The sequence below is a fragment of the Hyphomonadaceae bacterium ML37 genome (genome assembly GCA_027627685.1).
GTDB lineage: Bacteria > Pseudomonadota > Alphaproteobacteria > Caulobacterales > Maricaulaceae > Oceanicaulis.
In genome coordinates this window covers 682,532-706,604 of the sequence record CP091241.1, presented here as the reverse complement: position 1 = coordinate 706,604, position 24,073 = coordinate 682,532, and the positions used below count along the sequence as shown (strand labels likewise).

The following is a 24,073-nucleotide window of genomic DNA, read 5'->3' as shown; positions in this document are numbered from 1 at the left end:
TCCGCGCTCCTGACGGCCGCACACGGCGCACAGGCCTACCCCTTCAGGAAACCGTCCAGGGCCCCGCGCGCGCTCGAACAGGCCCCCTCGCTCATGTCCTGCGGGTCCAGACCGAGCGCGCTGTCGATCATGGCGCGAAACACCCCCTTGGAGATCTTCCAGCCGATGGACTGGCCCTGCTCGTCGAGCTTGCCGCCCTGGACGGTGAAATTCTGCCAGAACTTGCGCCTCGCGAACGGGCCTTCGGCCACGGTGAACTCGGCATCAAGCATCAAGACGTCACTGCCGGGCTGGTTGGAGGGCTTGAGGAGCCCGCGATCCACCTCGCCTGCCCCGTCCGCGCCGCCCTTGCGGATGGACATGGTCACCCTGGCGAACGTGCCGTCCGCAATGAGATCGCCCGACTGCTGGGGCTCCACATCATTCATGTCGAAGGTCATCTGGGTTATCCTTTTGCGGGTTGATTGATCTTGGAGAGGAGCGCGCCGAGATCGGCTGGCTCGGTCAGGTCGAGGCGGCCTGAACGGTCCTTGGCCGGCAGGCCCCAGGGGTTGCCCGAACGGCACACGAGGCGGCGCTGGTCGCCCTTGTCGGGGTCATGGCGCCACGCGCTGGCGCCCTCCTGGCCGGTCTCGGGGCTAAACAGGCTCAGCGTGAGCACCTGATCGACAATGCCAGGCAGCTCGCGCGCGACCTTGCCCCCGTCCATCTGGGGCTGCCAGGTCACCCGGTTCATGTCGTCGACGACCTTTTCCAGGATGCCCACGAAAATGACCGTGCGCCCGGGCGCATGCTGGAGGTGCTTCAACAGCCCGATCACCTCGCGCGCCAGAAGCCCGTAGGCGCCGCGCGTGTCCGGCTTGCCGGTGCGCTCCGACAGCGCCTCGGGCCGGGTCTTGGCCCATGCCATGGCCTGACGGGTGAGATCGGTAATGCTGTCGACAAAGATGATGCGCTTGGCGTCGATCTTCGTCGCCAGCTCGGGGTGCTGGGCGCGCAGATGCGCGTTATGGGCCTGCGAGAAATGTTCGTCGGGCTGGGCGGCCGGATTGGCGCCGCCGATCAGGCAAGCGACGATGACGTCTTGCGCACGCGCCTGCGAGATATCGCCGGCGAGCGTCGCCGGTTCGGCTATCGCCGGCTGGGCATACTGCTCGAGCGCGAGGGCCTTTATGCGAACCACAAGAAGATCTACCGGCTCTACCGAGAGGAAGGGCTGGCGGTCCGGCGGCGGCGTGGCCGCAAGCGGGCCGTGGGAACCCGGCGCCCGATCCTGTTGCCCGTGGCGGCGAACCATCGCTGGAGCCTGGACTTCGTCTCTGACGCGCTGTCAGACGGGCGGCGCTTCCGGACGCTATGCGTGGTCGACGACTTTACGCGGGAGGCCTTGGCCGTCGTGGTCGATACCTCGCTGTCTGGGATGCGCGTGGCCCGTGAGCTTGATCGTCTGATCGAGMARCGAGGAAMGCCGCGCATGATCGTKAGCGACAACGGCACCGAACTGACCAGTCACGCGCTTCTGCGCTGGCAGAAAGAGAGCGGCGTGGAATGGCACTATATCGCACCTGGAAAGCCTACCCAGAAYGCCTTCGTGGAGAGCTTCAACGGTCGGTTCCGCGATGAGTGCCTGAACGAGCACCTGTTCTCGTCGCTRCAYGAAGCRCGCGGCCTGATCGAGGCGTGGAGGATCGACTACAACACCCAGCGTCCGCACACCGCGCTTGGTGGGCTTGCGCCCTGTGTCTACGCCGAGCGAACCCGTCACCCCCGGCCCGGCTCGCTTGAGCTACGCGCAAGCTCCGCTCACCGGGCCTTGACCAACCACATCAACCCAGAAAGAAAGGCGAACAGACTCTACTAACTCACGGCCCGGATCAGGGGGCTGGGTCAACTCGCTCGCGATAAAGTCTTGTTGAAGAGAGGCTTGGCGCATAGGGTGTGGCACCGTAGCGCTTTCAGGCCCCTCTAACCCGTTCAGAATGAAGGCCAGACACGCTGCCCCAAACAGCTGTATCTGGCCTCGCCGCCTCCCCGACTGGTCCAGCTATCCTGCCAGCACTCAGCGCATGTGAAATAGTGCGCTTAGCTGATTAGGCAAACTGAGATGGCGATCGCCTGATACGATTTATAGTTGTTAGCAAAGATTATATTTGTGCCATCACGATTCAGCCGCACCTTCGGGATTGGGAGTTACTGCAGATGGATGTGGCGGCTTCATGCCGGTCTTGTCATCAGCGCTTAAAGGAACTGGCTGAGTTCGAGAGCGTCTTTGATTGGCGCCACTGCCTGAAGCGTCAACCACCATCGCCTCAATGTCAGCCTCGTTAAACTCAGTCATCACAGCCTCTATCGCCCCTGGCGGCGTCTCAATGCTGAATGTGGTGACCGGCTCTGGAATTGGGTCTGGCTGGACCGCGGAATATCCGCTCGAGCTGGTTTCCAGAGAGGCAAATCGACTGTCCCCATCCGAAACACGCCGGCAGCGCCCCTCAAGGAAAGCACCCATTTCGACCTTTAACGCCGCATGGACGATCTCACCTTGGACTGACGCGCTCGATGCGAGTGCCACGGTTTGTGATTTCAACTGGCCCTCGAGACGGCCGCGCACCAAGGCTTCTTTAAGCGCTAAGGCTTCACCTTTGATAAAACCGTCTGGACCAATGTCTAACAATCCAGCCTGCACTCTCCCCTCCACCCTTCCATCGATCTGCACATCACCATGTGAAGAGATCGAGCCGACAACCACCATGTCAGCGGCGAGGATAGAAAGCATCTTGCTGGATTTCATCGTTCTGCCTCAACTTGCTCTGAATCGACTACGTAGCATAGTTTAATCTGACGCTTTATAAATCTAAGAACCTCAAGCTGCATTAAAATGCTGTATATATGAGATTCAGTTTAAATAATTTAATGATGAAGGGCAATACAATTACAAACATCATATCAATACGCACTGTGGGCTCATTCGTCTGCTGCTCGCCGCTGAAGCGGTGCTTGGCAGTCGGCAAGGAAGCTCTCCAGGACGGGGTCATTGGGTTTGGTTGGCGAGCGCTTCAGGACACGTATGTAAAAATGCGTCAGCGCAGCGCGCCAGGCTGCCATTGGCTCCTCGCCCGGCCCCTCGCAGACCTCAAGCGCATGATCATACAGGCGAGCGAGCCATGCGAGCGTGCTGTAAACCTCATCGAGACGGCCACCAGCAGGCGCACGCATTCCAGATCTCTGCCCGCCCTCGCGCAAAGCAGCCAAGTGGAAGCGGCTGATGTTAACACTGGCCTGGTCTGCAGCGACCTGGCCAGGCTTTGGCGTTGCCTCGATGAGAGCAGCAATTAGGTTTCTAGCTTGGCGCAAATCTCGCCGAGTTCGCGGCAACATCCCCGGCTGAAAGTGCAGCCTGCGACGATCCAGATATGTTCTGCCAGCGTCCTCAATAACATTTGTAAGTGTAAGTCTTTCAGAAACTGGTATTTCATATTTCTGACATAGACAATCTATGTCACTATTTTCATAAAGCCCGCTCTCATCAATATAGATCAGATTCATGAGCTGCGATCAATATGCTGCCAAGATGCCAAGTGACTTTCAGAGTATCTGACCTTACGGGCTTATGGTTAATATCACCTACAAAAAAATTAATGCTCTTTATACGGATTGTTGTAGGCTGCGTGCAAAATCAAATAGCATTTCTCTTGAACGGCCATGATTTCTCTATAACGATGTATTTACAATAAAAGTCGCCTTGCAAGGCTATTTTGATAGCCGCGAGGCGTCGTTATAAACTGTCCGTCGTCAGAACATTTGGCACAGATGGCATCGTAGATTAGTGGAGCATCGGCCTCGTCTGGTTGGTTGATATTAGGCGGCGTGCTTTCGGTGTTGCAAGCGTCGATGTTCGATGGTCTGTCGCTTGATCTTTTCACGCTCTTTGATGATGGCTGGGGCCCTGCCGAAGTAGGCGTCGGCGGGCGTCACGTTGTTCAGGCTCTCGTGGTAGCGTTGGTGATTGTAATGTTCGACGAACGCTTCGATACTTCTCGGCTGAAGACAAGATCCGCATTGTTCTGGAAGGCCTGCGCGGTGACGACAGCATCGCCGAGCTGTGCCGCAAGGAAGGCATAGACCAGAGCCTTTATTATACTTGGTCGAAGGAGTTCATGGAGGCTGGCAAGCGCCGACTGGCGGGCGACACGGCACGTGCTGCCACCAGTGACGAGGTCAAGAACCTGCGCCATCAGGCGCGTGACCTGAAAGAATGCGTGGCTGATCTGACCTTGGAGAACCGTCTGCTCAAAAAAAGCATGATCGCGGATGGGGAGGACGACGCATGAGGCACCCCGCATCCGAGAAGCTCGAGATCATCAGGATCGTCGAGCAGTCGCACCTGCCTGCCAAGGTCACGCTCGACAAGCTGGGTATAGCCCGTCGGACCTTTTATCGCTGGTATGACCGGTATCTGGAAGGCGGACCTGAAGCGCTAGAGGACCGGCCATCAGCGCCAAGCAGGGTGTGGAACCGCATCCCCGCCGAGGTGCATGACCAGATTATCGAACTGGCGCTGGAGCAGTCCGAGCTGAGCCCGCGCGAGCTGGCTGTGCGGTTCACCGACGAGACGCGTTACTTCGTGTCGGAGGCGACGGTCTATCGCCTTCTGAAGGCCCATGATCTGATCACCAGCCCGGCCTATGTCGTGATCAAGGCCGCCGACCAGTTCCACACCAAGACCACCCGGCCGAACGAGATGTGGCAGACCGACTTTACCTACTTCAAGATCATCGGCTGGGGCTGGATGTATCTGTCAACCGTGCTCGACGACTTCTCGCGCTACATCATCGCCTGGAAGCTTTGCACCAATATGCGGGCCGAGGACGTGACCGACACGCTGGACCTCGCTCTCGCGGCTTCCGGCTGCGACCAGGTGAACGTCCATCACAAGCCGCGCCTGCTGTCGGATAATGGCCCTTGTTACATCGCCGGCGAGCTCGCCGAATACATCGAGGCCCAGCGTATGAGCCATGTGCGCGGTGCGCCGTTCCATCCCCAGACGCAGGGCAAGATCGAGCGCTGGCACCAGACCATGAAGAACCGCATCCTGCTGGAAAACTACTTCCTGCCCGGCGATCTTGAGACCCAGATCGAAGCGTTCGTCGAACATTACAATCACCAACGCTACCACGAGAGCCTGAACAACGTGACGCCCGCCGACGCCTACTTCGGCAGGGCCCCAGCCATCATCAAAGAGCGTGAAAAGATCAAGCGACAGACCATCGAACATCGACGCTTGCAACACCGAAAGCACGCCGCCTAATATCAACCAACCAGACGAGGCCGATGCTCCACTAATCTACGATGCCATCTGTGCCAAATGTTCTGACGACGGACATTCGGCCGTGATGCGCTGGGGCAGGTGAACAGCCCTGACGCATAACCCTCGAAAACAACGGGAAAATCCGGCCGCAGCGGGATGGGGAGACACGATTCCCCAAGGGCTGTGGCGGTGAGGGTGGGATTCGAACCCACGAGACAGTTTCCCGCCTACACGCTTTCCAAGCGTGCGCCATCGACCACTCGGCCACCTCACCCATAAGGGCGCGGAACCTAGCCGATCTGGCGGGCCGGTCAAGCGGGTGAGCCATGGCCAAATGCGCGGCTGCAGGCGGGGTCCCGCGCCCTTGTGCAGTCCGGCGCCCGTGACGTAGACGCCAGGCGCGCCTATCTTGGCTGCAACGGCGCAGTCACGCGCCTTGACCCGAGCTTTGGAGACCGTCCATGCGCCTGCGCAGCGACAGCCAATTCAAGACCAATCTGGTGCCCGCCGATCAGGCTCTGCCCGGGCGCTTCCAGTCGGTTCCCACCGCCGAAACCCATTTCACACTGGGCGGCGCGCTGAAAGCCGAAGTCCCCGCCGGCGCGCAAGAGATCATCCTGGCCATGGGCTGTTTCTGGGGCGTGGAGCGGGTGTTCTGGCGCCTGCCGGGCGTGATCAGCACAGCGGCGGGCTATGCGGGCGGCATCACCCCCAATCCCACCTATGAGGAAGTGTGCTCAGGGCGCACCGGCCATACCGAAGTGGTGCGGGTGGTGTTCGACCCGGCACAGATCAGCCTGGATGAGATCCTCAAAGCCTTCTGGGAAGGTCATGACCCGACGCAGGGCATGCGCCAGGGCAATGATGTGGGCACGCAATACCGCTCCGCCATCTACTGGACCAGCGAAGCCCAGCGCGAGGCCGTCGAGGCGAGCGAGGCCGTCTATGGCGAAGCGCTGCGCGCAGCAGGCCGCGGCGCCATCACCACCGAGATCCGCGAGGCCGGGCCGTTCTATTTTGCCGAAGCCTATCACCAGCAATATCTGGCCAAGAACCGGGACGGGTATTGCGGCATTGGCGGCACCGGCGTGACCTGTCCCATCGGGACGGGGATCAGCGCGGCGAGTTGAGGCGGGGCGTGACCCGGCTTGTCGTCTTTGACGTGGATTCCACGCTGCTGGCTGTGGAGAGCCTGGATTTCGCCGTGGCGCGCGCGCTGCTGTCCACACCCGACGGGGCGGAGCGCGCCGCGCGCCTGTCGGCGATCACCGATCAGGGCATGGCCGGCACGCTGGATTTTCGCGCTTCGCTCGAGCAGCGCATCGCCATCGCCGGCCTGACCCGGCGGACGGTTGACGCGGCCAGCAAGGCGCTGCGTGAGAAGCTGACTCCGGGCATGGCCGGACTGCTGGAGCGCTTGCGCGCGCGCGCCCCGGTGGCGGCGGTGTCGGGCGGGTTTGTGGATCTGATCGCGCCGGCGCTGTTCGATCTGGGGTTTGCGGAAAGCGATATTCGCGCCAATCAATTCACCTTCGACGGCTCCGGACCGGATGCGGCCGTCAACGGCTTTGACCGGGACAATCCGCTGTCGCGCTCGGGCGGCAAGGCGGTGGTGGTGCGCGCCCTGAAAGGCGACACCGGCGCGGCGGAAGCGGTTATGGTCGGCGACGGCATGACCGACTATGAAGCCTATGCGGCAGGCGCCGCTGACAGCTTCATCGGGTTTGGCGGGGTGACCGAGCGGGCGCCTGTGCGCGAGAAAGCGCCGGCCTGGGCGGGCGATGTGGAGACGCTGGCGCGCCTGCTGCAGGCATGACAGGAGGCCGGCCATGCTGCTGATCGCGATCCCGAAAAGCGCCAGCACCGCGCTGATGGAGACGCTGGCGCGCGCCCATGGCCTGCGCTGCGACATGTGGCGCAAATGGCCTGGCGAATGCTCACGCGAGTTTCCTGACTTCCATATGCAGCACAGCTATGGCTGGGAACTCGATGCAGAGACCGCACGCGAGTTGGTGCAGTCGTCAACGCTGTTCAAGCTGCACGTCCTGCCCAGCACGAACAACCAGGCTCTGCTGCACGCCCTGCCCAAGGTGATCCTGCTGCGCCATGCCGATGACATAGTGCGCGCCTACAGGCGGGGTCAGGAGACCGGCGTCTACCGCCAGAAGACGGCGGCGTTTGACGGCTGCGTCACCGATGATGACTGGATCGCGCGCGCCAAAGAGGTCGGCCTGCATCAGGATCTGACCGCGTTCCGGGACCGCTGGGTGGCCCATCCGGGCGACAAGCACATCGTCCATTATGAGGATCTGGTGCGCGATCCGGCCGGCGTGCTGGCCGGCGTGGAGCGCTACTGGTCCCTGCCGGCCAGCGGCGTGACGGAGCTGCTCAAACGTAAATATACCCGTCTGGGCGATCAGTCGCTGGCCGAGCACGAGGCCACCAAGGCGTTGTGGAAAGAGACCGGGCGAGACGGGGACTAAATTGGGGAGCGAAGCGCTCAACGACCCATGCGCCGGGCGCGCCGCGCCGCATATGACCAGCGCCGCGCCCACAGGATGAACCCGCCCGCCGTGACAAACATCAGCAATCCATAGACGGCGGCCGGGACAGCGTAGGCGAGATCGCCCAGCAGCGACACCGACACCACGATGGCGAGCGTTGCATTCTGCAAGCCGCACTCCAGCGTCAGGGCGATGCGCTGGCGCATGCGCAGGGCCAGCACGCTGGTTACCGCGAAGGCGAGCCCCATGGCGGCGAGATTGAGCGCCAGCGAGACCAGTCCGGCTTCGGCGAAACGCTGAACTGTGACCGCGATTCCATCCGCCATCACCGTGGCGGCGACCACGGCGATGAACACGGCGCCCGACAGGAAACGCGAGCGCTTTTCGATTGCTGCCGCCAGTTTTGGCGCCACACGGCGAACGCCCATGCCGATCAAGACCGGGATCACGGTCAGGGCGAAGATCACAAGCCCCGTGGTCACCAGCCCGACATCGGGCGCATCCGGTCCCATGAACAGCGCCAGCGCGATCATCAGCACCAGCGGCACGGTCACAACGGACAACAGACTGGCCAGCGCCGTCAGGGAGATCGACAGCGCCACATCGCCGCGCGCCATGTGGGTGAGGAGGTTGGAGGTGGTCCCGCCCGGACAGGCGGCCAGCAGCACGATGCCCACTTTGAGCGCGGGCGGCGCCGGAATCAGCGCCACAATGGCGATGGCCAGCACTGGCAGGGTGACGAATTGCAGCACCGCGCCGGTTAGGAAGGCCTTGGGCTGGGCGAAGATCCGCCGGAAATCGGCCGGCGTCAGCCCCACGCCCAGCGCCAGCATGATGAAGGCCAGCGCGAGCGGCAGAAGTATCTGGGCGAAGATTGAATCCATGATGCCCGATCACGTCAGGGATTCGAATGCTGCCGCAACCGTCCTGCCGGGAGAATTGCGGCGCCGCGTGCTTGACCGATAGACACCCGTGGGGCGGAGTGACGCCCATCGCAGACCCGGGAATGGACATGGATAGGCGCGCCTTCTTGACCCTCGCAGCCGCAGGGGGCGGCGCACTGGCCCTGCCCCCGGCTTCATGGGCGCGGTCCGGACCGCCGGTTCTGGAGCGCCTCAACACCGATCCCACCCGCATCATCCGCACGGAGGCGGGCCTGCGCCCTTTCCGGCCCACGGGCTATGTGGTGCAGGCCGAGCGCTTCAGCCGGCGCCAGACGCTGGTGCATCATTATGGCCATGGCGGCGCCGGCGTGACCACGAGCTGGGGCACCACAGCCGAGGCGGTGCAGGCGCTGGAGACGGCGACGAACGAACGCAGCTGCGCGGTGATCGGCAGCGGGGTCATCGGCCTGACCACCGGGCTGGAGCTGGTGCGGCGCGGGCATGACGTCACGATCTATGCCGACGCTCTGCCGCCCTACACCACCTCCAACATCGCGGGCGCCTATTGGGGCATCGCCGGATTGTACCGGCGCACCGATGTGGACGCGCCCTTCCTGGAGCGCATGAGCGTTGCAGCACTGCGCTCGCACCGGGCTTTTCAGCATTTGGCCAATGATCCGCGCTATGGCGTGTATTGGGTGCGCGCGTTCGATCTGTTCCACCGGCCGCCGAGCGATCCCACAGGGACGCCGGACATGCCCTGGCTTTATCCCGGCTTCCGGCGGCGCGCCGGCGCGGATGCGTGGTGGGGCTATCAGGGCGTCGACCAGTTCCACCAGCTGATGATCGATCCGGACATTTATCTGCGCGCGCTGACAGCCGATTTTGAACGGGCGGGCGGACGCATCCGCATGGCGCGGTTCGAGACCCAGCGCGACCTGTCGCGCCTGCGCGAGCGGGTGATCGTCAACTGCACCGGGCTGGGTGCACGCGCCCTGTTCGGCGATGAGGCGCTGGAGCCGGTGCGCGGCCAGCTCACCATCCTCCTGCCCCAGCCGGGCATCGACTACGCCTACACCACCAGTTTCGAGGGCGCGTCGCTCTACATGTTCCCGCGCCGCGGGGCGATCGTGCTGGGCGGATCGCACGGGCGCGGGGATTGGTCGCTGGATATCGATTCCACCGAGCAGGACCGACAGCTACGCGGTCACGCCGAGCTGGCGCAGCGCATCGCGGGAGAGATTTAGGTCAGGGCCTCGAAACAGGCCGCGACCCGGTCCGGATTGGTCATGAAGCCGTTGCGCGCCACGTCCAGTTCAATGAAATTCCAGCCCGGCCCCCGGCCCGGCCCGATCATCGCTTCGGAGCTTGGCGCAAAGACCTGACCCGCCGCATGGATGCAAGTGCGTGACAGCGGCTCCCAGCCGCCGTTTTCCAGCGTCAGCTCGTCCAGCCAGGTCTTCATCGGGTGCCAGGTCAGGCGGCGCTCCAGCCAGGCGATATTGGCCGCATCATCTTCCGGGACCAGCATTCTGGCCGGGTAGTGATCCCAGAACACCATCTTGTAGCCGTCACGGAAATCGGCGGTGCGCGCGATCCACCAGTCCGGGTAGGCGCCCGTGCCAGGATCGCGCATCACCCCGGCCCGGCGGGCGTCGGTGGGGATGAGCGCGTCGAAATAGGCGATGTGGGCGATGCGCCCGGGCAGCCGGTCGGCGGCGCCGGTGATGGCGATGCCGGTGAAGGAATGACCGACCAGGATCACGTCGTCGAGCTCTTCGGCTTCGATGGCGCCCACGATGTCGTTGATATGCGTATCGAGCCCGGTCTGGGGGCTGATCAGATGGGCGCGCTCGCCGCACCCTGTCAGTGTCGGTGTGATGACCGTGTGTCCCGCCGCGCGCAGCCGGGCGGCCACATGGACCCAGCACCAGCCACCATGCCAGGTGCCGTGAACGAGGCAGAAGCTCTTGCGGTCACGCTGGCGCGAGTATGCAGGCGCGGCTCCGGCGGCGGCGGCCAGCGCAGCGGCGCCGGTGGCAAGCGAACGGCGGGTCAGTCCGGTCATGAGGGCTCCTCAGAGGTCTTCCAGCGCACTTAATGATAGCCTGTCCGGACAAATGAGCCAGAGCGCACAGCCCAAAGCCTTCGCACGCCTTGACCGGATGGCGCCGGAGCGCTACCGCCGCATGTTGCGCGCGCACGCGCGCCTCCCCTCTCCTCGCCCCGTCCCTAAACGGTGATTGGCGCGAGGACACGCCTTAATGAGGACGATCATGGCCGAGACCCGAGCGACGGCGCCAGACCGCCGGTTTCCTGAAGCGCGCAGCCCGGCGGACCTGCCGGCGGTGGATCAGGAGATTCTGGCGTTCTGGAAGGCTGACGCCACGTTCCAGGCCTCCATCGACCAGCGGCCTGAAGACAATCAGTTCGTCTTCTTTGACGGCCCGCCTTTCGCCAACGGCCTGCCCCATTACGGGCATTTGCTGACCGGCTTCGCCAAGGATGTGATCCCGCGCTACCAGACCATGAAGGGCCGCCGGGTGGAGCGCCGCTTCGGCTGGGACACCCATGGCCTGCCAGCTGAACTGGCGGCGGAAAAGGCGCTGGGCATTTCCGGGCGCAAGGCGGTGATGGAGCTGGGCATCGACACCTTCAACGCGGCGGCGCGCTCCGAGGTGATGAAATACGCCGGCGAGTGGGAGACCTATGTCACCCGCCAGGCGCGCTGGGTGGATTTCGAGAAGGACTACAAGACGCTCGATACCGGCTTCATGGAAAGCTGCCTGTGGGCGTTCAAACAGCTCTGGGACAAGGGTCATGTCTATCGCGACTACCGCGTGGTGCCGTACTCGTGGGCGGTGGAAAGCCCGCTGTCAAATTTCGAAACGCGACTGGACAATTCCTACCGGAACCGGACCGATCCGGCGGTCACCGTGGGGTTCCGCATCCGGGACGGTCAGGGCGAACTGTCCGGCGCGCAGCTCCTGATCTGGACCACCACGCCCTGGACCCTGCCGTCAAACCTGGCCGCCGCAGCCGGGGCGGATATCGATTACGCCGTCATGGCCAAGGATGGCGAGCGCTATATCCTGTCGGCCAATGCGCTGGAAAAATACAAAAAACAGCTCGAAGGAGCCGAACGCATCGCGACCGTGAAGGGCGCGGCGCTGGAGAACCTCACCTACCACCCGCCTTTTGACTATTTCGAAGGCCACGAGAATGCCTTCCGTATCCTGATCGAGGACTTCGTCACCGACGAGGACGGCACGGGCGTGGTGCACATGGCGCCGGGCTTTGGCGAGGATGATTTGAAGGCCTGCCGCCGGGCGGGCATCGCCGTGGTGGTTCCGGTCGATCAGGCAGGCCGCTATACGCGCGAGATCCCCGACTATGAAGGCATGCTGGTGTTTGACGCCAACAAGCCGATCACCCAGCGCCTGAAGGAAGAGGGCAAGCTCTTCCGCCACGACACCTATGACCACAATTATCCCCATTGCTGGCGCACGGACGAGCCGCTGATCTACAAGGCGGTGGACAGCTGGTATCTGCGCGTCTCCGACTTCCGTGAGCGCATGGTGGAGCTGAACCAGCGCATCAACTGGGCGCCCGCCCACGTGAAGGACGGGATTTTCGGCAACTGGCTGGCCGGGGCGCAGGACTGGAATATCTCGCGCTCACGCTTCTGGGGCACGCCCATCCCGGTCTGGGTCAGCGATGATCCCAATTATCCGCGCACTGAAGTCTACGGCTCCATCGAAGAGCTGGAAGCCGCGTTCGGCGTAACGGTCACCGATCTGCACCGTCCCTTCATCGACCATCTGACCCGGCCCAACCCCGACGACCCCACGGGCAAATCGAAAATGGTCCGGGTGGAGGATGTGTTCGATGTCTGGTTTGATTCCGGCTCGATGCCCTTTGCCAGCGTGCACTATCCGTTCGAGAACAAGGACTGGTTCGAGGCCAATTTCCCCGCCGACTTCATCGTGGAATACGTCGCCCAGACGCGCGGCTGGTTCTATACGCTGATGGTGCTGGGCACGATGCTGTTCGACCAGCCGCCCTTCCTCAACGCCATCTGTCACGGCGTGGTGCTGGATGAGAACCGCCAGAAACTGTCCAAGCGCCTGCGCAATTATCCCGATCCGCTGGAGTTTTTCGACAAGGCCGGATCGGATGTGATGCGCTGGTTCCTGATCGCCTCGCCGGTGCTCAATGGCGGCGATTTGCTGGTGCCCAAGGAGGCGCGCGACATTGCGGCGGTCCAGCGCGAGGCCATTGCGCCCCTGATGAACGCCTATGCCTTCTTCTCGCTGTACGCCAATCTGGAGGCGCGTGCCCCGCAGATCATCCGCGATGCGTCCGATCCGCTGGACCGCTATATTTTGACCAAGACCGGCGAACTGGCCGCGGCGGTGGAGACGGCGCTGGACGGATTCGACATACCGCGCGCCTGCAAGGCGGCGACGGCCTATTTCGACGCCCTGACCAACTGGTATATCCGCCGTTCGCGTGCCCGCTTCTGGGGCTCCACCGACGCCGCGTCGCGCGATGCCGCCTTTGATACGCTGTATACGGTGCTGACCCAAGTCTGCCGCGTGCTCGCACCGCTCCTGCCAATCGTGACGGAGAAGCTGTACAAGTCGCTGACCGGTGATCGCTCGGTCCATCTCACGCTCTGGCCGGCATCGGACGAGTTCGCCCACGATCACGATCTGGCCCGCGCCATGGATCTGGTACGCGAAGCCTGCTCGGCGGCGCTGTCGGTGCGCGAACGTCACCGTCTGCGCGTACGCCTGCCGCTGAAATCGCTCACCATCGTCCACGCCGACGCCCCGGCCCTGGCGCCTTATATCGGCCTGATCGCTGAAGAGCTGAATGTGCGCGATGTGGCCCTGTCCACCGATCTCGACGCTTTCGGCTCGGTGGAGCTGAAAGTGAACCCGCAAATCGGCAAGCGTCTGGGCGGGAAGATGAAAGAGGTGATGGCCGCCGCACGCGCGGGCGCTTTCACGCTGACACCCGACGGCTCGGCGGAAGTGGCGGGTGAAACTCTGTCCCCGGACGAGTTCACCCTGCGCATGGTCGCCGCCGAGGGCAGCGCCGCCGAACCCTTCGCCGGCACCGGCGCGGTGGTGCTGGACATCTCCGTGGACGCCGATCAGGAATGCGAGGGCCTCGCCCGCGACCTGGTGCGCGCCGTGCAGTCCGCGCGCAAGGAAGCCGGACTGGAAGTCTCCGACCGCATCGCGCTGGGGATCGCCGGCGGGCCGGACATCGCTGCGGCGATGGAAGCCCATGGCGACTTCATCAAGGCGGAAACGCTGGCGGTCTCCCTCACCTCGGCGGATATCCCCGGCGCGGCGGTGAGCGAAGCCGATATTCTCGGCGACGCGGTGCGTATCAGCGTGGCCAAAGCCGGTTAGACGACAGAACAATCGCCCGGGCCGCGTCTTTAGGTGAAGGCGCAGACCGGGCCCCTCACGGAATGCGATTCATGACCGACCAGACCGCCTATGATTTCACCGCCCTGGAAGCCAAATGGCGCCAGGTCTGGGACACGCTGGGCGTCAACCGCACGCCGCATCCGAGGCCAGGCGACAAGACCTTCTACGTGCTGGACATGTTCCCCTACCCGTCCGGGGCGGGCCTGCATGTGGGTCACCCGGTGGGCTATCTCGCGACCGACATCGTGGCCCGCTACAAGAAGATGCAGGGCTTCACCGTGCTGCACCCCATGGGCTGGGACAGTTTTGGTCTGCCTGCGGAGCAATACGCCGTACGCACCGGCGTGCACCCGGCTGTGTCCACCGCAGAAAACATCGCCAATTACAAGCGCCAGATGGCGCTCTTGGGTCTTGGCTATGACTGGGATCGCGAGATCGCGACCTCCAGCCCGGACTATTACAAGTGGACCCAGTATATCTTCATCCGGCTCTATAACGCCTGGTATGACGCCGACGCCGGACGCGCGCGCCCGATCGAGGAACTGCCCTTACCGGATGATGTACGCGCCGCGGGCAAGCTGGCGGTACAGGCGTTCCAGGACACCCGCCGTCTTGTCTATTTCGACACTGCGCCAGTGAACTGGTGCCCGGAACTGGGCACGATCCTGGCCAATGAAGAGGTGTATGACGGCAAGTCCGAGCAGGGCCATGAGGTGGTGCGCATCCCGCTGCGCCAGGTCAAGATGCGCATTACGGCGTATGCGGAGCGCCTGCTGGCCGATCTCGACAGCCTGGACTGGCCCGAGGGCATCAAGGACTCCCAGCGCAACTGGATCGGCCGGTCCCAGGGCGTGTCCCTGTGCTTCGCTGTCGATGGCCACGAAGCGGGAATCGAGACATTCACCACCCGCGTGGATACGCTGGGCGGCGTGACCTTCCTGGCGCTGGCGCCGGAGCACCCTCTGGTCGATACGATCACCACGCCGGACATGCGCGCAGCCGTGACCGCCTATGTGGAAGCGGCGGCGCGGAAATCCGATCTCGACCGCACCGTCGACGCCGAGAAGACCGGCGTGCTCACGGGCGCCGAGGCGATCAATCCGGTCACGGGGCGCAAGGTCCCGATCTTCGTCGCGGATTATGTCCTGCCCGATTACGGCACGGGCGCGGTGATGGGCGTGCCCGCCCATGACGAGCGCGATTTCGCTTTCGCCAGAAGCTATGGCCTCGACATCGTCCCTGTAATCGATCCGGGTGCGGATAACCCGGCGCGCGGCGCCGTGCTGGCAGGCGAGGCCTGCTGGACAGAGGACGGCGTGATGCTGGCCGCGCCCGAGGATAGCGGGCTGTACCAGGCCGGCGTGCGCTGGCGCGATGCGCGCGAGCAGGTCGCCGACCTTCTGGAAGCGCGCGGCATGGGCCGGCGCGTGACCAGCTATAATCTGCGCGACTGGACCTTTGCACGCCAGCGCTATTGGGGCGAGCCCATACCGATCATTCATTGGGAAGACGGCACGCGCACCACGCTGGACCTCGACGAGCTGCCCCTTACCCTGCCTCATATCGAGAGCTACAAGCCGACGGGTCAGGCCGAAAGCCCGCTGGCGCGCGCCGGCGACTGGCTGGAGGTGGCCGACCCGAAGTCCGGCCTCAAGGGCCGGCGCGAGACCTCCACCATGCCGCAATGGGCCGGGTCGTGCTGGTATTATCTGCGCTTCAAGGACCCGCGGAATGACGCGGCGCTGGTGGACCCGGAGGTCGAGCGCGCCTGGGGATCGGTGGACCTGTACGTGGGCGGCGCCGAGCACGCCACACTGCATCTTCTCTATGCGCGCTTCTGGCACAAAGTCCTGTTCGATCTGGGGCTGGCCGCCACGAAAGAGCCGTTCCAGAAGCTGGTCAATCAGGGCCTGCTCACCAGCCACGCCTTCAAGAACGCCCGCGGGATCGTCCTGCCCGTCGACGAGGTGGAGGCGCGCGAGGACGGATCCTTCGTACACGCCCCGACTGGCGAGCCGGTGGAGCGCGTGGGCGCGAAAATGTCGAAATCCCTGCGCAATGTGGTCACGCCCGACCATGTGGTGGAGCGCTTCGGAGCCGACGCCTTCCGTGTACACATGATGTTTATGGGTCCGGTTGAGGCCATGCGGCAGTGGGACACGGACGCTGTCGCCGCCGCCCTGAAATTCCTCCGACGGATGTGGCGCTACGCCACCGGCGCCATCGCCGCGCCTGCGAGCGAGGAGCCCAAGGCGGTGACGCTAGCGGCGGCCAAGCTCGTTATGGCGGTGACCGAGGATCTGGAGAATCTGCGCCTCAACACCGCCATCGCCGAGCTGATGAAGTATCTCAACGCCGCCGAAGGCGAGCCCGTCACGCGCGAGACGCTGCACGCGGTGATCCGGGTGCTGGCGCCCTTTGCGCCCTTCATGGCCGAGGAGTTGTGGGAGATGGCGGGCGGGCAGCCCAGCGTGTTCCAGGCTAAGTGGCCGAAGGCCGACGCCGCCATGCTCAGCGCCGCCATCGAGACGGTGGAGCTGGTGGTGCAGGAGGGCGGCAAGCGCCGCGCCTCTATCCCGGTCGCTCCGGATGCCGATGACGAGACGATCCGCGAAACCGCCTTCGCCCGCCTGCGCGAGATGGGCAAGGAGACCGAGGGGGCCGATCTGTCGCGGGTAATCATCGTGCGCGACAAGAAGACCGGCCATCCGCGCCTGATCAATATTCCCAAGCTGGGCGAATGAAGACGCCGGCGCCCGGCAAAAAGCGGCCCGCCAAGCGCCGCGCCCCCGGCCTGGCCCGCGAGCAGGCCGAGGAGGTGTATGCGCGCCTGGCCGAGATCCGGCCGGAGCCGCGCACCGAGCTGGATTATGTCAATCCGTATACGCTGGTGGTGGCGGTGGCGCTGTCCGCCCAGGCCACCGATGTGGGCGTTAACAAGGCCACGCGCGGCCTGTTCGCGGTGGCGGACAACCCTCACGCAATGCTGGCGCTGGGCGAAGACGGGGTGCGCGAGCACATCAAGACGATCGGCCTGTTTCGCAACAAGGCCAAGAACGTCATCGCCCTGTCGCGCCTGATCATCGAGGAGTTCGGCGGCGAGGTGCCGCGCACGCGCGAGGATCTGATGCGCCTGCCGGGCGTGGGCCGCAAGACCGCCAACGTGGTGCTGAACGAGGCGTTCGGCGAGCCGACCATCGCGGTCGACACCCATATCTTCCGGGTCGCCAACCGCACCGGGCTCGGACCGGGCAAAAACCCCGACGCGGTGGAGGTGCGGCTCGAAGCCATCACGCCGGCGGCCTATCTCAAGGGCGCGCATCACTGGCTGATCCTGCACGGACGCTATGTGTGCAAGGCGCGCAAACCCGAATGCTGGCGCTGCGCGATCGCTGATATCTGCCGGTTCAAGGACAAGACGCCCGCGCCGTGAGGGCGCGGGCGTTTGCAATACCTATTCCGCCGGGAGTTCGTTGGCCGGGCTCTGGGTCAGGCGCTTGTCGAACAGACCCCACACCCCGTCATCGCCGTGCCATGCGCCCTTGGTGGCGCCCTTGGAGTATTCGGTGGCGCGCGCCTCGAAGAAGTTGGCGTGCTCGACCCCGTTGAGGATCTCGCTCAGCCACGGGATCGGGTGCGCCTTGACGCCATAGATGGGCTTCAGCTTCAGCTGGCCCATGCGCCAGTCGGCGATATAGCGGATGTACTGCTTGATATCGTGCGGCGTCATGCCCTCAACCTCGCCGGCCTCGAATGCCAGCTCGATGAATTTGTCTTCCAGCGCCACCACGGTCTTGCAGCAATCGGCGATGTCGTCCTTCACGCCCTGCGTCAGCGCGCCGGTTTCCTCGGCGAAGGTGTGGAACAGCTTCATCATGCCCTCGCAGTGCAGCGACTCGTCGCGCACCGACCAGGACACGATCTGGCCCATCCCCTTCATCTTGTTGAAGCGCGGGAAGTTCATCAGCATGGCGAAGCTGGCGAACAGCTGCAGGCCTTCGGTGAAGCCGCCGAACACCGCCATGGAGGTGAGAATGTCCTTCTCGGTCTCCACGCCGAACTTGCCCAGATAATCGTGCTTGGCCGCCATTTCCTGGTACTCCATGAAGGCGGAGAACTCGGAATCGGGCATGCCGATGGTTTCCAGCAGCAGGGCGTAGGCGGCGATATGCACCGTCTCCATGTTGGAGAAGGAGGCCAGCATCATGCGCACTTCAACCGGTTTGAAGAGCGGCATGTAGTTTTCCATGTAGTTGGCGCCCACTTCCACATCCGACTGGGTGAAGAAGCGGAAAATCTGGGTCAGCAGATTGCGCTCGCGGTCATCCAGACGCGTCGCCCAATCCTTGCAGTCCTCGCCCAACGGCACTTCCTCGGGCAGCCAGTGGACCTGCTGCTGGATTTTCCAGAAATCATAGGCCCACGGATACCGGAAGGGTTTGTAGGAATGGCTCGAGGTGAGCAGACCCGGGCGGTCACTGGATGGGGTCAGGAGGGTCATGGCGTCTCAGGCGTCCTTCATCGACGGGGGTGACTCGCGCAGAATGGCGCAATCACGATAGCAATATATTGTGGTGAAGGACCGCTTAACGTCCACCCCTTGTGTGCGCCCTGCGGCGTTTTCCCACAGCCCGTCCACAGGAAAAGACGGCGAGGCTATCTGACGACCGAGATCGAGAACGATCCGAAGCGATGTTGCTCGCGTTGAGTCGTGAACTGGTCAGACCTCACAATATGGGTGTAGCTGACCCGCACATGCTCCCATTGCACCGCAATGCCAGCCTGGGCGGACCACACCACATCATGCTTGTCGACGGAGCGCGATGATCGAAACGTGTTCCCGTCCAGAAAAATGTCCCGTCCCACCCAGGTCCCAGCAATTCCGCCAAACATGTAGGTGCTGTTGACAAAGTACCGGAACCACAGGCGGATTGAAGCGAGATGGATGAAGCCGAGATAGCTGTCGGCGGTCTTGTCGTAGCGTGTGGCGAGGCGGCGTGAGCAGCGCAGCTTGTTGAAGCACCGCTCGATGCGGTTTCTCAGCCCATAGACGAAGTCGTCGATCTGGACGGGGTTCTTGCGGTTTCGGCGCGCCGGGATCATCGGCACGGCGCCGGCGGCTTCCAGCGATGTTCGGATATTGTCGCTGTCATAGCCTTTGTCGGCCAGCAGGACGCGCGGGACTGGGCCATGCGCGGCCATCACCGCCTCATAACCTTTGTAGTCGGAGACTTCACCGCCGGTGATCTCAGCGGCTATGGGCAGCCCTTCAGCGTTGGTGCGAAGGTGTATTTTGGTCGTGAAGCCACCTTTTGAGCGCCCAAAACCCTGTTTTTGAGTCCCCCTTTAGCGCCCGCAGCCTGATGGTGCGCGCGAACGATAGTGGAATCGACCATTTGAAGACTGTCGGGTACGGCCCCGCTCTCGCCCAGCGCTTCCAACATCACCTCCCACACGCCTGACAGCGTCCAGCGGCGGAACTGGCGGTAGACCCGCGTCCACGGACCGAAATAGTCGTGAAGATCACGCCAGGGCGCGCCGGTGCGCGCGATCCAGAACACGCCGTCCAGCACGCGGCGATGATCAGAAGGCGGGCGGCCCCGCTTGCCTCCGGTCGCCACCACGAAAGGCGCAAAGAACGCCCACTCCTCGTCCGTCATCAAACCGCGAACCAAGACCACCTCCCAAAAGCCAGTCTTGAATCACGCTTCGGGCGGGTTGGGAATCCACTTCGTCAACAGGTCCTAGGCATTCCAGCCGTCAATTCTGGCCACATAGCTTGAGGCGCTGATCGCTGGCCGGATGCGAGGGGGTGCAGCGACCCCAGACGGAATGTCACCCAGCCACCACCGTGTGAAAAATCCGGCCGAGAGGTCTGTTCTGACCGTGCCCAATGTCGCGCCAACATGGGTGTAGGCATCGGTGTTCCATCGCTGCGAGCTTAGGACGTCCCAGCGCCGCAGTCTTTGCAGGGCAACGGCGAACACCACCTCGTCATGAAGCTGGGTCGACCAGCCCGCCGGATCAATCGCTTCATGCAAGACATGCTGATGCCAATTGCGCTGAACAAACTCGCCCTGGGCTGACGGACCGATCAGACCGAGTTCGAGACTGAGGGTGTTCTCGCTATTGTCCTGGATGGCGGTGGAGAAAACACTCAGCGCCAGATATCCCGCATATGGGTGATCATCTTCAGGCGGGTTCTCCAGGGAAATGTCGCTTGCGGTATAAAGCAGGTGCGATAGCGACCAACCGCGCCTGTACCTGGCGTCGGGCCCGATCCCGGAGAACGGTACAATTCTCGCCGCATTGGAAACGAACGCGAACGGCGCGCCGGCAGGGGCCATCGATTCTAGGCGTATTCCATTGGTATACTGACGATCACTGCCGGCAAACAGGTCGTTTTCCAGAACCAGCGTGTATACGCCGCCGTCGGATGGGCGCGGCGGCGACGCATCTGGCTCCCTGCTCGAGTCGATCAGGACGGAGGCCAGCACAGTCGACCACACCAATGCCAGCATGTCGGCCTCCTGCCACGCATCTTCACACCGTCGTTTGACAAGGCGCCCCCTGTCAAACGAAAGCTGCGCCCGGTTTCACGCTTGGGTGCAAGCCTGTTCCTGCGCGATAAGGCCCCGCCCGCCGGGGAGGAGGCGGGCGGGGCCTCCCCTCTACCAGGCGCCGGTCCAGGTGAGGTCGATGCGCAGCGTGCGGCCAGGCTCGGACACGCCGACGAAGACGCGCTCGTAATCGCGGTCGAAGACGTTCTCCACGCCCACATCCACACGGACATCGCGCGCAAATCCGGGCCGCCAGCCGGCGGACAGATCGAGCACGCCATAGCCGCCGCGATCCTCGGCCGGGCTGGCGCCCTGATCAAAGTCACCGGCGAAGCGCAGCCGTCCGCCCGCGTCCAGGCCCCACGCCTCGAAGCGGTAGCGGGCGCTGACCTGGCCATTGACCGGCTGCAGGGCGCCCAGAGGCGCGCCGGTGGCGCGGTCCTCGCCATCCACTTTCGACACCGAGCCGGACAGGCTGAGCGGGCCGGATGTGTAGGCGCCCGCAATCTCGAACCCGGTCAGTTCGGCGTCGGCGACGTTTTCAGAGAAAGACGTGCCCGCCGAGCAGGGCTGGAAGAAGGGCGGCGCAAAGCAGGTGGGCGAGAAGGCGAAATCGACCCCCAGATTGATCAAATCATCGGCCCGGGTCTGGAACCAGGCGCCCTTCACCTCCAGCCGGTCATCAGGCGTGATCAGGCCCTGGCGGATGAAGGCGGCGCCAATCTCTGCGGTGGTGCTGGTTTCGGGGCGCAGATCGGGATTGGGGATGAAGGCGTTGGTGATGAACACAGGCGGGCCCAGAACCGGGTGCGGCAGGGAGAAGTGCGTTCCGGACAGATACAGCTCATTGAGCGACGGCGCGCGGAAGCTTTCAGACCAGCTGGCGAACAGGCGCACGGACTCTGCAGGCGCCCAGCTGGCGGCGAAGCGGGAGGACACCTGTTCGTCAGACGTTGACGGCGAGCCGTCGGTCTCTGTCTCGAACCGGTCAAAGCGCACGCCCGGCAGCAGGGTCAGCGCGCCTGCGCCGCCCAGATTCAGCGTGGTTTCCAACTGCGCCCATGCCCCGGTAAATTCTGCCCTTCCGGTGGGCACGCCGCCGCGCTCATTGTCCGGCGTATTTGAATCAAACCCCGCCTGCCGGTCACGATACCACTCCGCCCCGGTCACCAGCGCCAGTTCTGTTGCGCCGAGGGTGAACGCGGCGCGGTTCTCGGCGCGCAGGCCGGTGGTGGAAAGATCACGGCCCACCACCCGGCCGCTGACCTGCTCTGTCTCGTCCACCGACGCTTCGTTGCGATAGAGTGTGACGTCCATCGCGATCAGCGGCGTCTCGGGCTCGAACAGGGCGCGGGAGCGCCATGTATCGGCGCTGATATCCTTGTCCACCAGCGGGTTGAGCGAATCCACCACGGACAGGTCCTGACCGTTATTGGGCTCCACCGCACTGTTGCGGAAGCCCAGCCAGCCAGCCTCCAACCGCAAGCCGCCGCCAAGATCCACGCCGCCGGATATCAACCCCGAGGCAGTGCTGTCATCGGCCGGCAGGTCCTGCCCCGAGCCCAGCGCGATATCGCCCGACTCCCGCAGGCTGATCGCCGCCATGCCGTCGAACACGCCCGAGCGCCCGAACAGGGCGGCGGACCCGCGCGTTTCCTCATTGCCTGAACGGTAGCCCGCCGAGGCGCGGGCGCCAAAGTCACGGCCATCGGGCAGGATGTCGTCGGCGCGCAGCGTCTCGAACGCGATCACGCCGCCCGACGCGCCCGATCCGTACAGAGCGGAGGCGCCGCCGCGCAGCGTCTCCACCCGGCGCAGCAGGCCCGGATCAAGGAACAGCACGCCGTCATGGGCGGAGCTGAAATTCTGGCGGGCGCCATCCACCAGTAGGGTCACGTTCTCCCGCCCGAAGCTGCGCAGACGAATCGTCTGGCCGGTTCGGCGGGGCCCGCCTGCCACCTCCACGCCCGGCATGTCGCGCAAGAGTTCAACGAGGTCGATAGGCCGCACCTGCTCCAGCGTCTCCAGCGTCATCGCGCTGGCCATGCCCGGATAGTCGAAATTGGACAGCTGGGTGCGCGTTGTGGTGACGACGATGACATCGCTGCCCTCGGCGCCGGGAGAGGCGTCAGTCTCTGCCTCGGCGAACGCCGGAACCGCCAGCGCCAGCGGCGCAACGGCGGCGCCCGCCGCCAGCCATGCGCGCATCGATCTCGTGAATGACATGAGCAGCCTCCTCTTGCAAATCATTCTCAGTCGCTGTTTGATGACTCAGATGATTTGCATTTGCAAGTCAGACTCGTTCGCAATATGCAGTTGGTGGATCACGACTGAGGCGGCGCATCGCCGCCCGCACCCGGGAGACAGAGCAATGGGACTGAATGTCTGGAATGGTATCGCCGCGGCCGGACTGGCGGTGGTGATGTCGGCGTCGGCGGCGCTGGCCGATACGCCGCAATCGGGCCTGGAGCAGGATCGCGCGGCGATCCTGGCCATGGCCGGCGAATACGATGTGACCTTCGATTTTCGCGAGCACCTGCCGATAGAGGCGGCTTACGAACTGCATGAGGCGGAAGTCACGCCGGCGCGCGAAGTGGTCTATGTGATCGCGGACGAGCGCGATTTCATCTCGCTCCAGCACCTGCTTCTGGTCGGTCCGCCCGACGCGCCCATCGTGATCAAGCACTGGCGCCAGGACTGGGCCTACGAGCCGGCGCGTGTGATGCGCTATCAGGGCTTCAACACTTGGGACTTCGCCGACCTGTCCACGGACCAGTCGACCGGCGCCTGGTCGCAAACCGTCTATCAGGTTGACGACAGCCCCCGCTATGCCGGGCTGGCGCGCTGGACCCACGGCGTGAATGCGTCGACCTGGGAGCCTGACGTCAGCTGGCGTCCCCTCCCCCGGCGCGACGGCACCACGCGCGATGACTATGATGTGATCGAGGCGGTCAACCGCCACACCATCACCGCCTGGGGCTGGACCCATGAGCAGGACAATACCAAGCTGGTGCTGCGCGATGGCGAGCAGCGCGCTCTGGTGCGCGAGCACGGCATCAACACCTACCGGCGCACCGAGCTGGCCGGCGTTGAGGCCGCCGAGCAGTACTGGGCGCAGACCGGCGACTATTGGGCGCTCATCCGCGCGGCCTGGGACAGCGTGTTCGAGGCCGCCGGCGAGTTTACCGTGGATGACGATGCGGACGGCACGCGCGTCTACACCCCCCTCCTGTCGGCGGGCCAGGACGTGGTCGATGGAGCGGCGAATACGCAGGAAGCCTATCGCGCCGCTGCAGCGGTGATGGCGGCCCAGGTCCGCGTGAACGGCGCCGCGCCACAACTGCCGGGCCTGACGGATTCCTGATCGACTTTG

Annotated in this window: 18 protein-coding genes, 1 tRNA gene and 4 pseudogenes; 10 read left to right on the top strand and 13 right to left on the bottom strand. The window is 63.9% G+C overall.

Annotation, left to right across the window (positions count from 1 at the left end; genetic code table 11):
• Positions 1-35: 35 nt before the first annotated feature.
• Together L2D01_03555 and L2D01_03550 are read right to left on the bottom strand one after the other, a co-directional pair.
• Positions 36-440 carry a hypothetical protein gene (locus L2D01_03555; protein ID WBQ10861.1) on the bottom strand — a complete coding sequence of 135 codons (405 nt, stop codon included), beginning with the start codon at positions 438-440 and terminating at the stop codon, positions 36-38.
• Positions 441-445: 5 nt separating this feature from the next.
• Positions 446-1,183 carry an ATP-binding protein gene (locus tag L2D01_03550; protein ID WBQ10860.1) on the bottom strand — a complete coding sequence of 246 codons (738 nt, stop codon included), beginning with the start codon at positions 1,181-1,183 and terminating at the stop codon, positions 446-448.
• Between L2D01_03550 and L2D01_03545 the strand changes: the two are divergent.
• Positions 1,073-1,861 (top strand): annotated as a pseudogene (locus L2D01_03545) (IS3 family transposase). The gene L2D01_03550 and the pseudogene L2D01_03545 overlap by 111 nt on opposite strands.
• Positions 1,862-2,158: 297 nt before the next feature.
• Here L2D01_03545 and L2D01_03540 read toward each other — a convergent pair.
• From L2D01_03540 to L2D01_03530, 3 genes and pseudogenes are all read right to left on the bottom strand, one after another.
• A complete protein-coding gene (locus L2D01_03540; protein ID WBQ10859.1) occupies positions 2,159-2,788 on the bottom strand; it encodes a polymer-forming cytoskeletal protein in 630 nt (209 codons plus the stop codon).
• A 173-nt stretch (positions 2,789-2,961) separates the two neighbouring features.
• On the bottom strand, positions 2,962-3,543 hold the full coding sequence (locus L2D01_03535) for a hypothetical protein (GenBank protein WBQ10858.1): 582 nt from the start codon (positions 3,541-3,543) through the stop codon (positions 2,962-2,964).
• Between the two features lie 312 nt (positions 3,544-3,855).
• A pseudogene (locus tag L2D01_03530) lies at positions 3,856-4,029 on the bottom strand (integrase core domain-containing protein).
• Between L2D01_03530 and L2D01_03525 the strand changes: the two are divergent.
• A pseudogene (locus tag L2D01_03525) lies at positions 4,026-5,305 on the top strand (IS3 family transposase). The pseudogenes L2D01_03530 and L2D01_03525 overlap by 4 nt on opposite strands.
• Positions 5,306-5,489: 184 nt before the next feature.
• On the opposite strand, the gene L2D01_03520 reads toward L2D01_03525, so the two are convergent.
• Positions 5,490-5,579, bottom strand: a tRNA-Ser gene (locus tag L2D01_03520).
• Positions 5,580-5,766: 187 nt separating this feature from the next.
• Here L2D01_03520 and msrA point away from each other — a divergent pair.
• From msrA to L2D01_03505, 3 genes are read left to right on the top strand one after another with little or no spacing between them, the layout of a single operon-like run.
• Entirely contained in the window at positions 5,767-6,435 is a 669-nt protein-coding gene (gene msrA, locus L2D01_03515) for a peptide-methionine (S)-S-oxide reductase MsrA (GenBank protein ID WBQ10857.1), read from the top strand.
• Positions 6,436-6,443: 8 nt separating this feature from the next.
• Complete coding sequence (locus L2D01_03510; GenBank protein WBQ10856.1) at positions 6,444-7,121, top strand: haloacid dehalogenase-like hydrolase; 678 nt, start codon at positions 6,444-6,446, stop codon at positions 7,119-7,121.
• 13 nt (positions 7,122-7,134) lie between these two features.
• Positions 7,135-7,788, top strand: a complete 654-nt coding sequence (locus L2D01_03505; GenBank protein WBQ10855.1) for a sulfotransferase — start codon at positions 7,135-7,137, stop codon at positions 7,786-7,788.
• A gap of 17 nt (positions 7,789-7,805) precedes the next feature.
• Here L2D01_03505 and L2D01_03500 read toward each other — a convergent pair whose 3' ends face one another.
• On the bottom strand, positions 7,806-8,693 hold the full coding sequence (locus L2D01_03500) for a bile acid:sodium symporter (GenBank protein ID WBQ10854.1): 888 nt from the start codon (positions 8,691-8,693) through the stop codon (positions 7,806-7,808).
• Between the two features lie 146 nt (positions 8,694-8,839).
• Between L2D01_03500 and L2D01_03495 the strand changes: the two genes are divergently transcribed.
• Positions 8,840-9,940 carry an FAD-binding oxidoreductase gene (locus L2D01_03495; GenBank protein ID WBQ10853.1) on the top strand — a complete coding sequence of 367 codons (1,101 nt, stop codon included), beginning with the start codon at positions 8,840-8,842 and terminating at the stop codon, positions 9,938-9,940.
• On the opposite strand, the gene L2D01_03490 is transcribed toward L2D01_03495, so the two are convergent.
• Entirely contained in the window at positions 9,937-10,761 is an 825-nt protein-coding gene (locus L2D01_03490; GenBank protein WBQ10852.1) for an alpha/beta fold hydrolase, read from the bottom strand. The genes L2D01_03495 and L2D01_03490 overlap by 4 nt on opposite strands.
• A 208-nt stretch (positions 10,762-10,969) precedes the next feature.
• Here L2D01_03490 and ileS point away from each other — a divergent pair, with 208 nt between their 5' ends.
• From ileS to nth, 3 genes are all read left to right on the top strand, one after another.
• A complete protein-coding gene (gene ileS, locus L2D01_03485; protein WBQ10851.1) occupies positions 10,970-14,119 on the top strand; it encodes an isoleucine--tRNA ligase in 3,150 nt (1,049 codons plus the stop codon).
• 71 nt (positions 14,120-14,190) lie between these two features.
• A complete protein-coding gene (gene leuS / locus L2D01_03480; protein WBQ10850.1) occupies positions 14,191-16,884 on the top strand; it encodes a leucine--tRNA ligase in 2,694 nt (897 codons plus the stop codon).
• The gene (gene nth / locus L2D01_03475) at positions 16,881-17,573 is read left to right on the top strand and encodes an endonuclease III (protein ID WBQ10849.1); all 693 of its coding nucleotides are present in this window, start codon (positions 16,881-16,883) and stop codon (positions 17,571-17,573) included. The genes leuS and nth overlap by 4 nt, the downstream gene beginning before the upstream one ends.
• A gap of 21 nt (positions 17,574-17,594) precedes the next feature.
• Here the strand turns inward: nth and L2D01_03470 are convergent, their stop codons facing one another.
• The 5 genes and pseudogenes from L2D01_03470 to L2D01_03450 all read right to left on the bottom strand — a co-directional run bounded on the left by L2D01_03470 (position 17,595) and on the right by L2D01_03450 (position 22,926).
• Complete coding sequence (locus tag L2D01_03470; protein ID WBQ10848.1) at positions 17,595-18,641, bottom strand: ribonucleotide-diphosphate reductase subunit beta; 1,047 nt, start codon at positions 18,639-18,641, stop codon at positions 17,595-17,597.
• Between the two features lie 155 nt (positions 18,642-18,796).
• Positions 18,797-19,033 carry a lipid A deacylase LpxR family protein gene (locus tag L2D01_03465; protein ID WBQ11615.1) on the bottom strand — a complete coding sequence of 79 codons (237 nt, stop codon included), beginning with the start codon at positions 19,031-19,033 and terminating at the stop codon, positions 18,797-18,799.
• A gap of 18 nt (positions 19,034-19,051) precedes the next feature.
• Positions 19,052-19,821, bottom strand: a pseudogene (locus tag L2D01_03460) (IS5 family transposase).
• A 63-nt stretch (positions 19,822-19,884) separates the two neighbouring features.
• Complete coding sequence (locus L2D01_03455; protein ID WBQ10847.1) at positions 19,885-20,661, bottom strand: lipid A deacylase LpxR family protein; 777 nt, start codon at positions 20,659-20,661, stop codon at positions 19,885-19,887.
• Between the two features lie 150 nt (positions 20,662-20,811).
• The gene (locus L2D01_03450; protein WBQ10846.1) at positions 20,812-22,926 is read right to left on the bottom strand and encodes a TonB-dependent receptor; all 2,115 of its coding nucleotides are present in this window, start codon (positions 22,924-22,926) and stop codon (positions 20,812-20,814) included.
• A 145-nt stretch (positions 22,927-23,071) separates the two neighbouring features.
• Between L2D01_03450 and L2D01_03445 the strand changes: the two genes are divergently transcribed.
• A complete protein-coding gene (locus L2D01_03445) occupies positions 23,072-24,064 on the top strand; it encodes a hypothetical protein (protein ID WBQ10845.1) in 993 nt (330 codons plus the stop codon).
• The last annotated feature ends 9 nt before the right edge of the window (positions 24,065-24,073 follow it).

Excerpts from the sequence above, each read along its gene's own strand:
- L2D01_03555 (WBQ10861.1), bottom strand. The coding sequence starts at position 440 with ATGACCTTCGACATGAATGATGTGGAGCCCCAGCAGTCGGGCGATCTC.
- L2D01_03540 (WBQ10859.1), bottom strand. The coding sequence starts at position 2,788 with ATGAAATCCAGCAAGATGCTTTCTATCCTCGCCGCTGACATGGTGGTT.
- L2D01_03535 (WBQ10858.1), bottom strand. The coding sequence starts at position 3,543 with ATGAATCTGATCTATATTGATGAGAGCGGGCTTTATGAAAATAGTGAC.
- msrA (WBQ10857.1), top strand. The coding sequence starts at position 5,767 with ATGCGCCTGCGCAGCGACAGCCAATTCAAGACCAATCTGGTGCCCGCC.
- L2D01_03505 (WBQ10855.1), top strand. The coding sequence starts at position 7,135 with ATGCTGCTGATCGCGATCCCGAAAAGCGCCAGCACCGCGCTGATGGAG.
- L2D01_03500 (WBQ10854.1), bottom strand. The coding sequence starts at position 8,693 with ATGGATTCAATCTTCGCCCAGATACTTCTGCCGCTCGCGCTGGCCTTC.
- L2D01_03490 (WBQ10852.1), bottom strand. The coding sequence starts at position 10,761 with ATGACCGGACTGACCCGCCGTTCGCTTGCCACCGGCGCCGCTGCGCTG.
- ileS (WBQ10851.1), top strand. The coding sequence starts at position 10,970 with ATGGCCGAGACCCGAGCGACGGCGCCAGACCGCCGGTTTCCTGAAGCG.
- leuS (WBQ10850.1), top strand. The coding sequence starts at position 14,191 with ATGACCGACCAGACCGCCTATGATTTCACCGCCCTGGAAGCCAAATGG.
- nth (WBQ10849.1), top strand. The coding sequence starts at position 16,881 with ATGAAGACGCCGGCGCCCGGCAAAAAGCGGCCCGCCAAGCGCCGCGCC.
- L2D01_03470 (WBQ10848.1), bottom strand. The coding sequence starts at position 18,641 with ATGACCCTCCTGACCCCATCCAGTGACCGCCCGGGTCTGCTCACCTCG.
- L2D01_03465 (WBQ11615.1), bottom strand. The coding sequence starts at position 19,033 with ATGTTTGGCGGAATTGCTGGGACCTGGGTGGGACGGGACATTTTTCTG.
- L2D01_03455 (WBQ10847.1), bottom strand. The coding sequence starts at position 20,661 with ATGCTGGCATTGGTGTGGTCGACTGTGCTGGCCTCCGTCCTGATCGAC.
- L2D01_03450 (WBQ10846.1), bottom strand. The coding sequence starts at position 22,926 with ATGTCATTCACGAGATCGATGCGCGCATGGCTGGCGGCGGGCGCCGCC.
- L2D01_03445 (WBQ10845.1), top strand. The coding sequence starts at position 23,072 with ATGGGACTGAATGTCTGGAATGGTATCGCCGCGGCCGGACTGGCGGTG.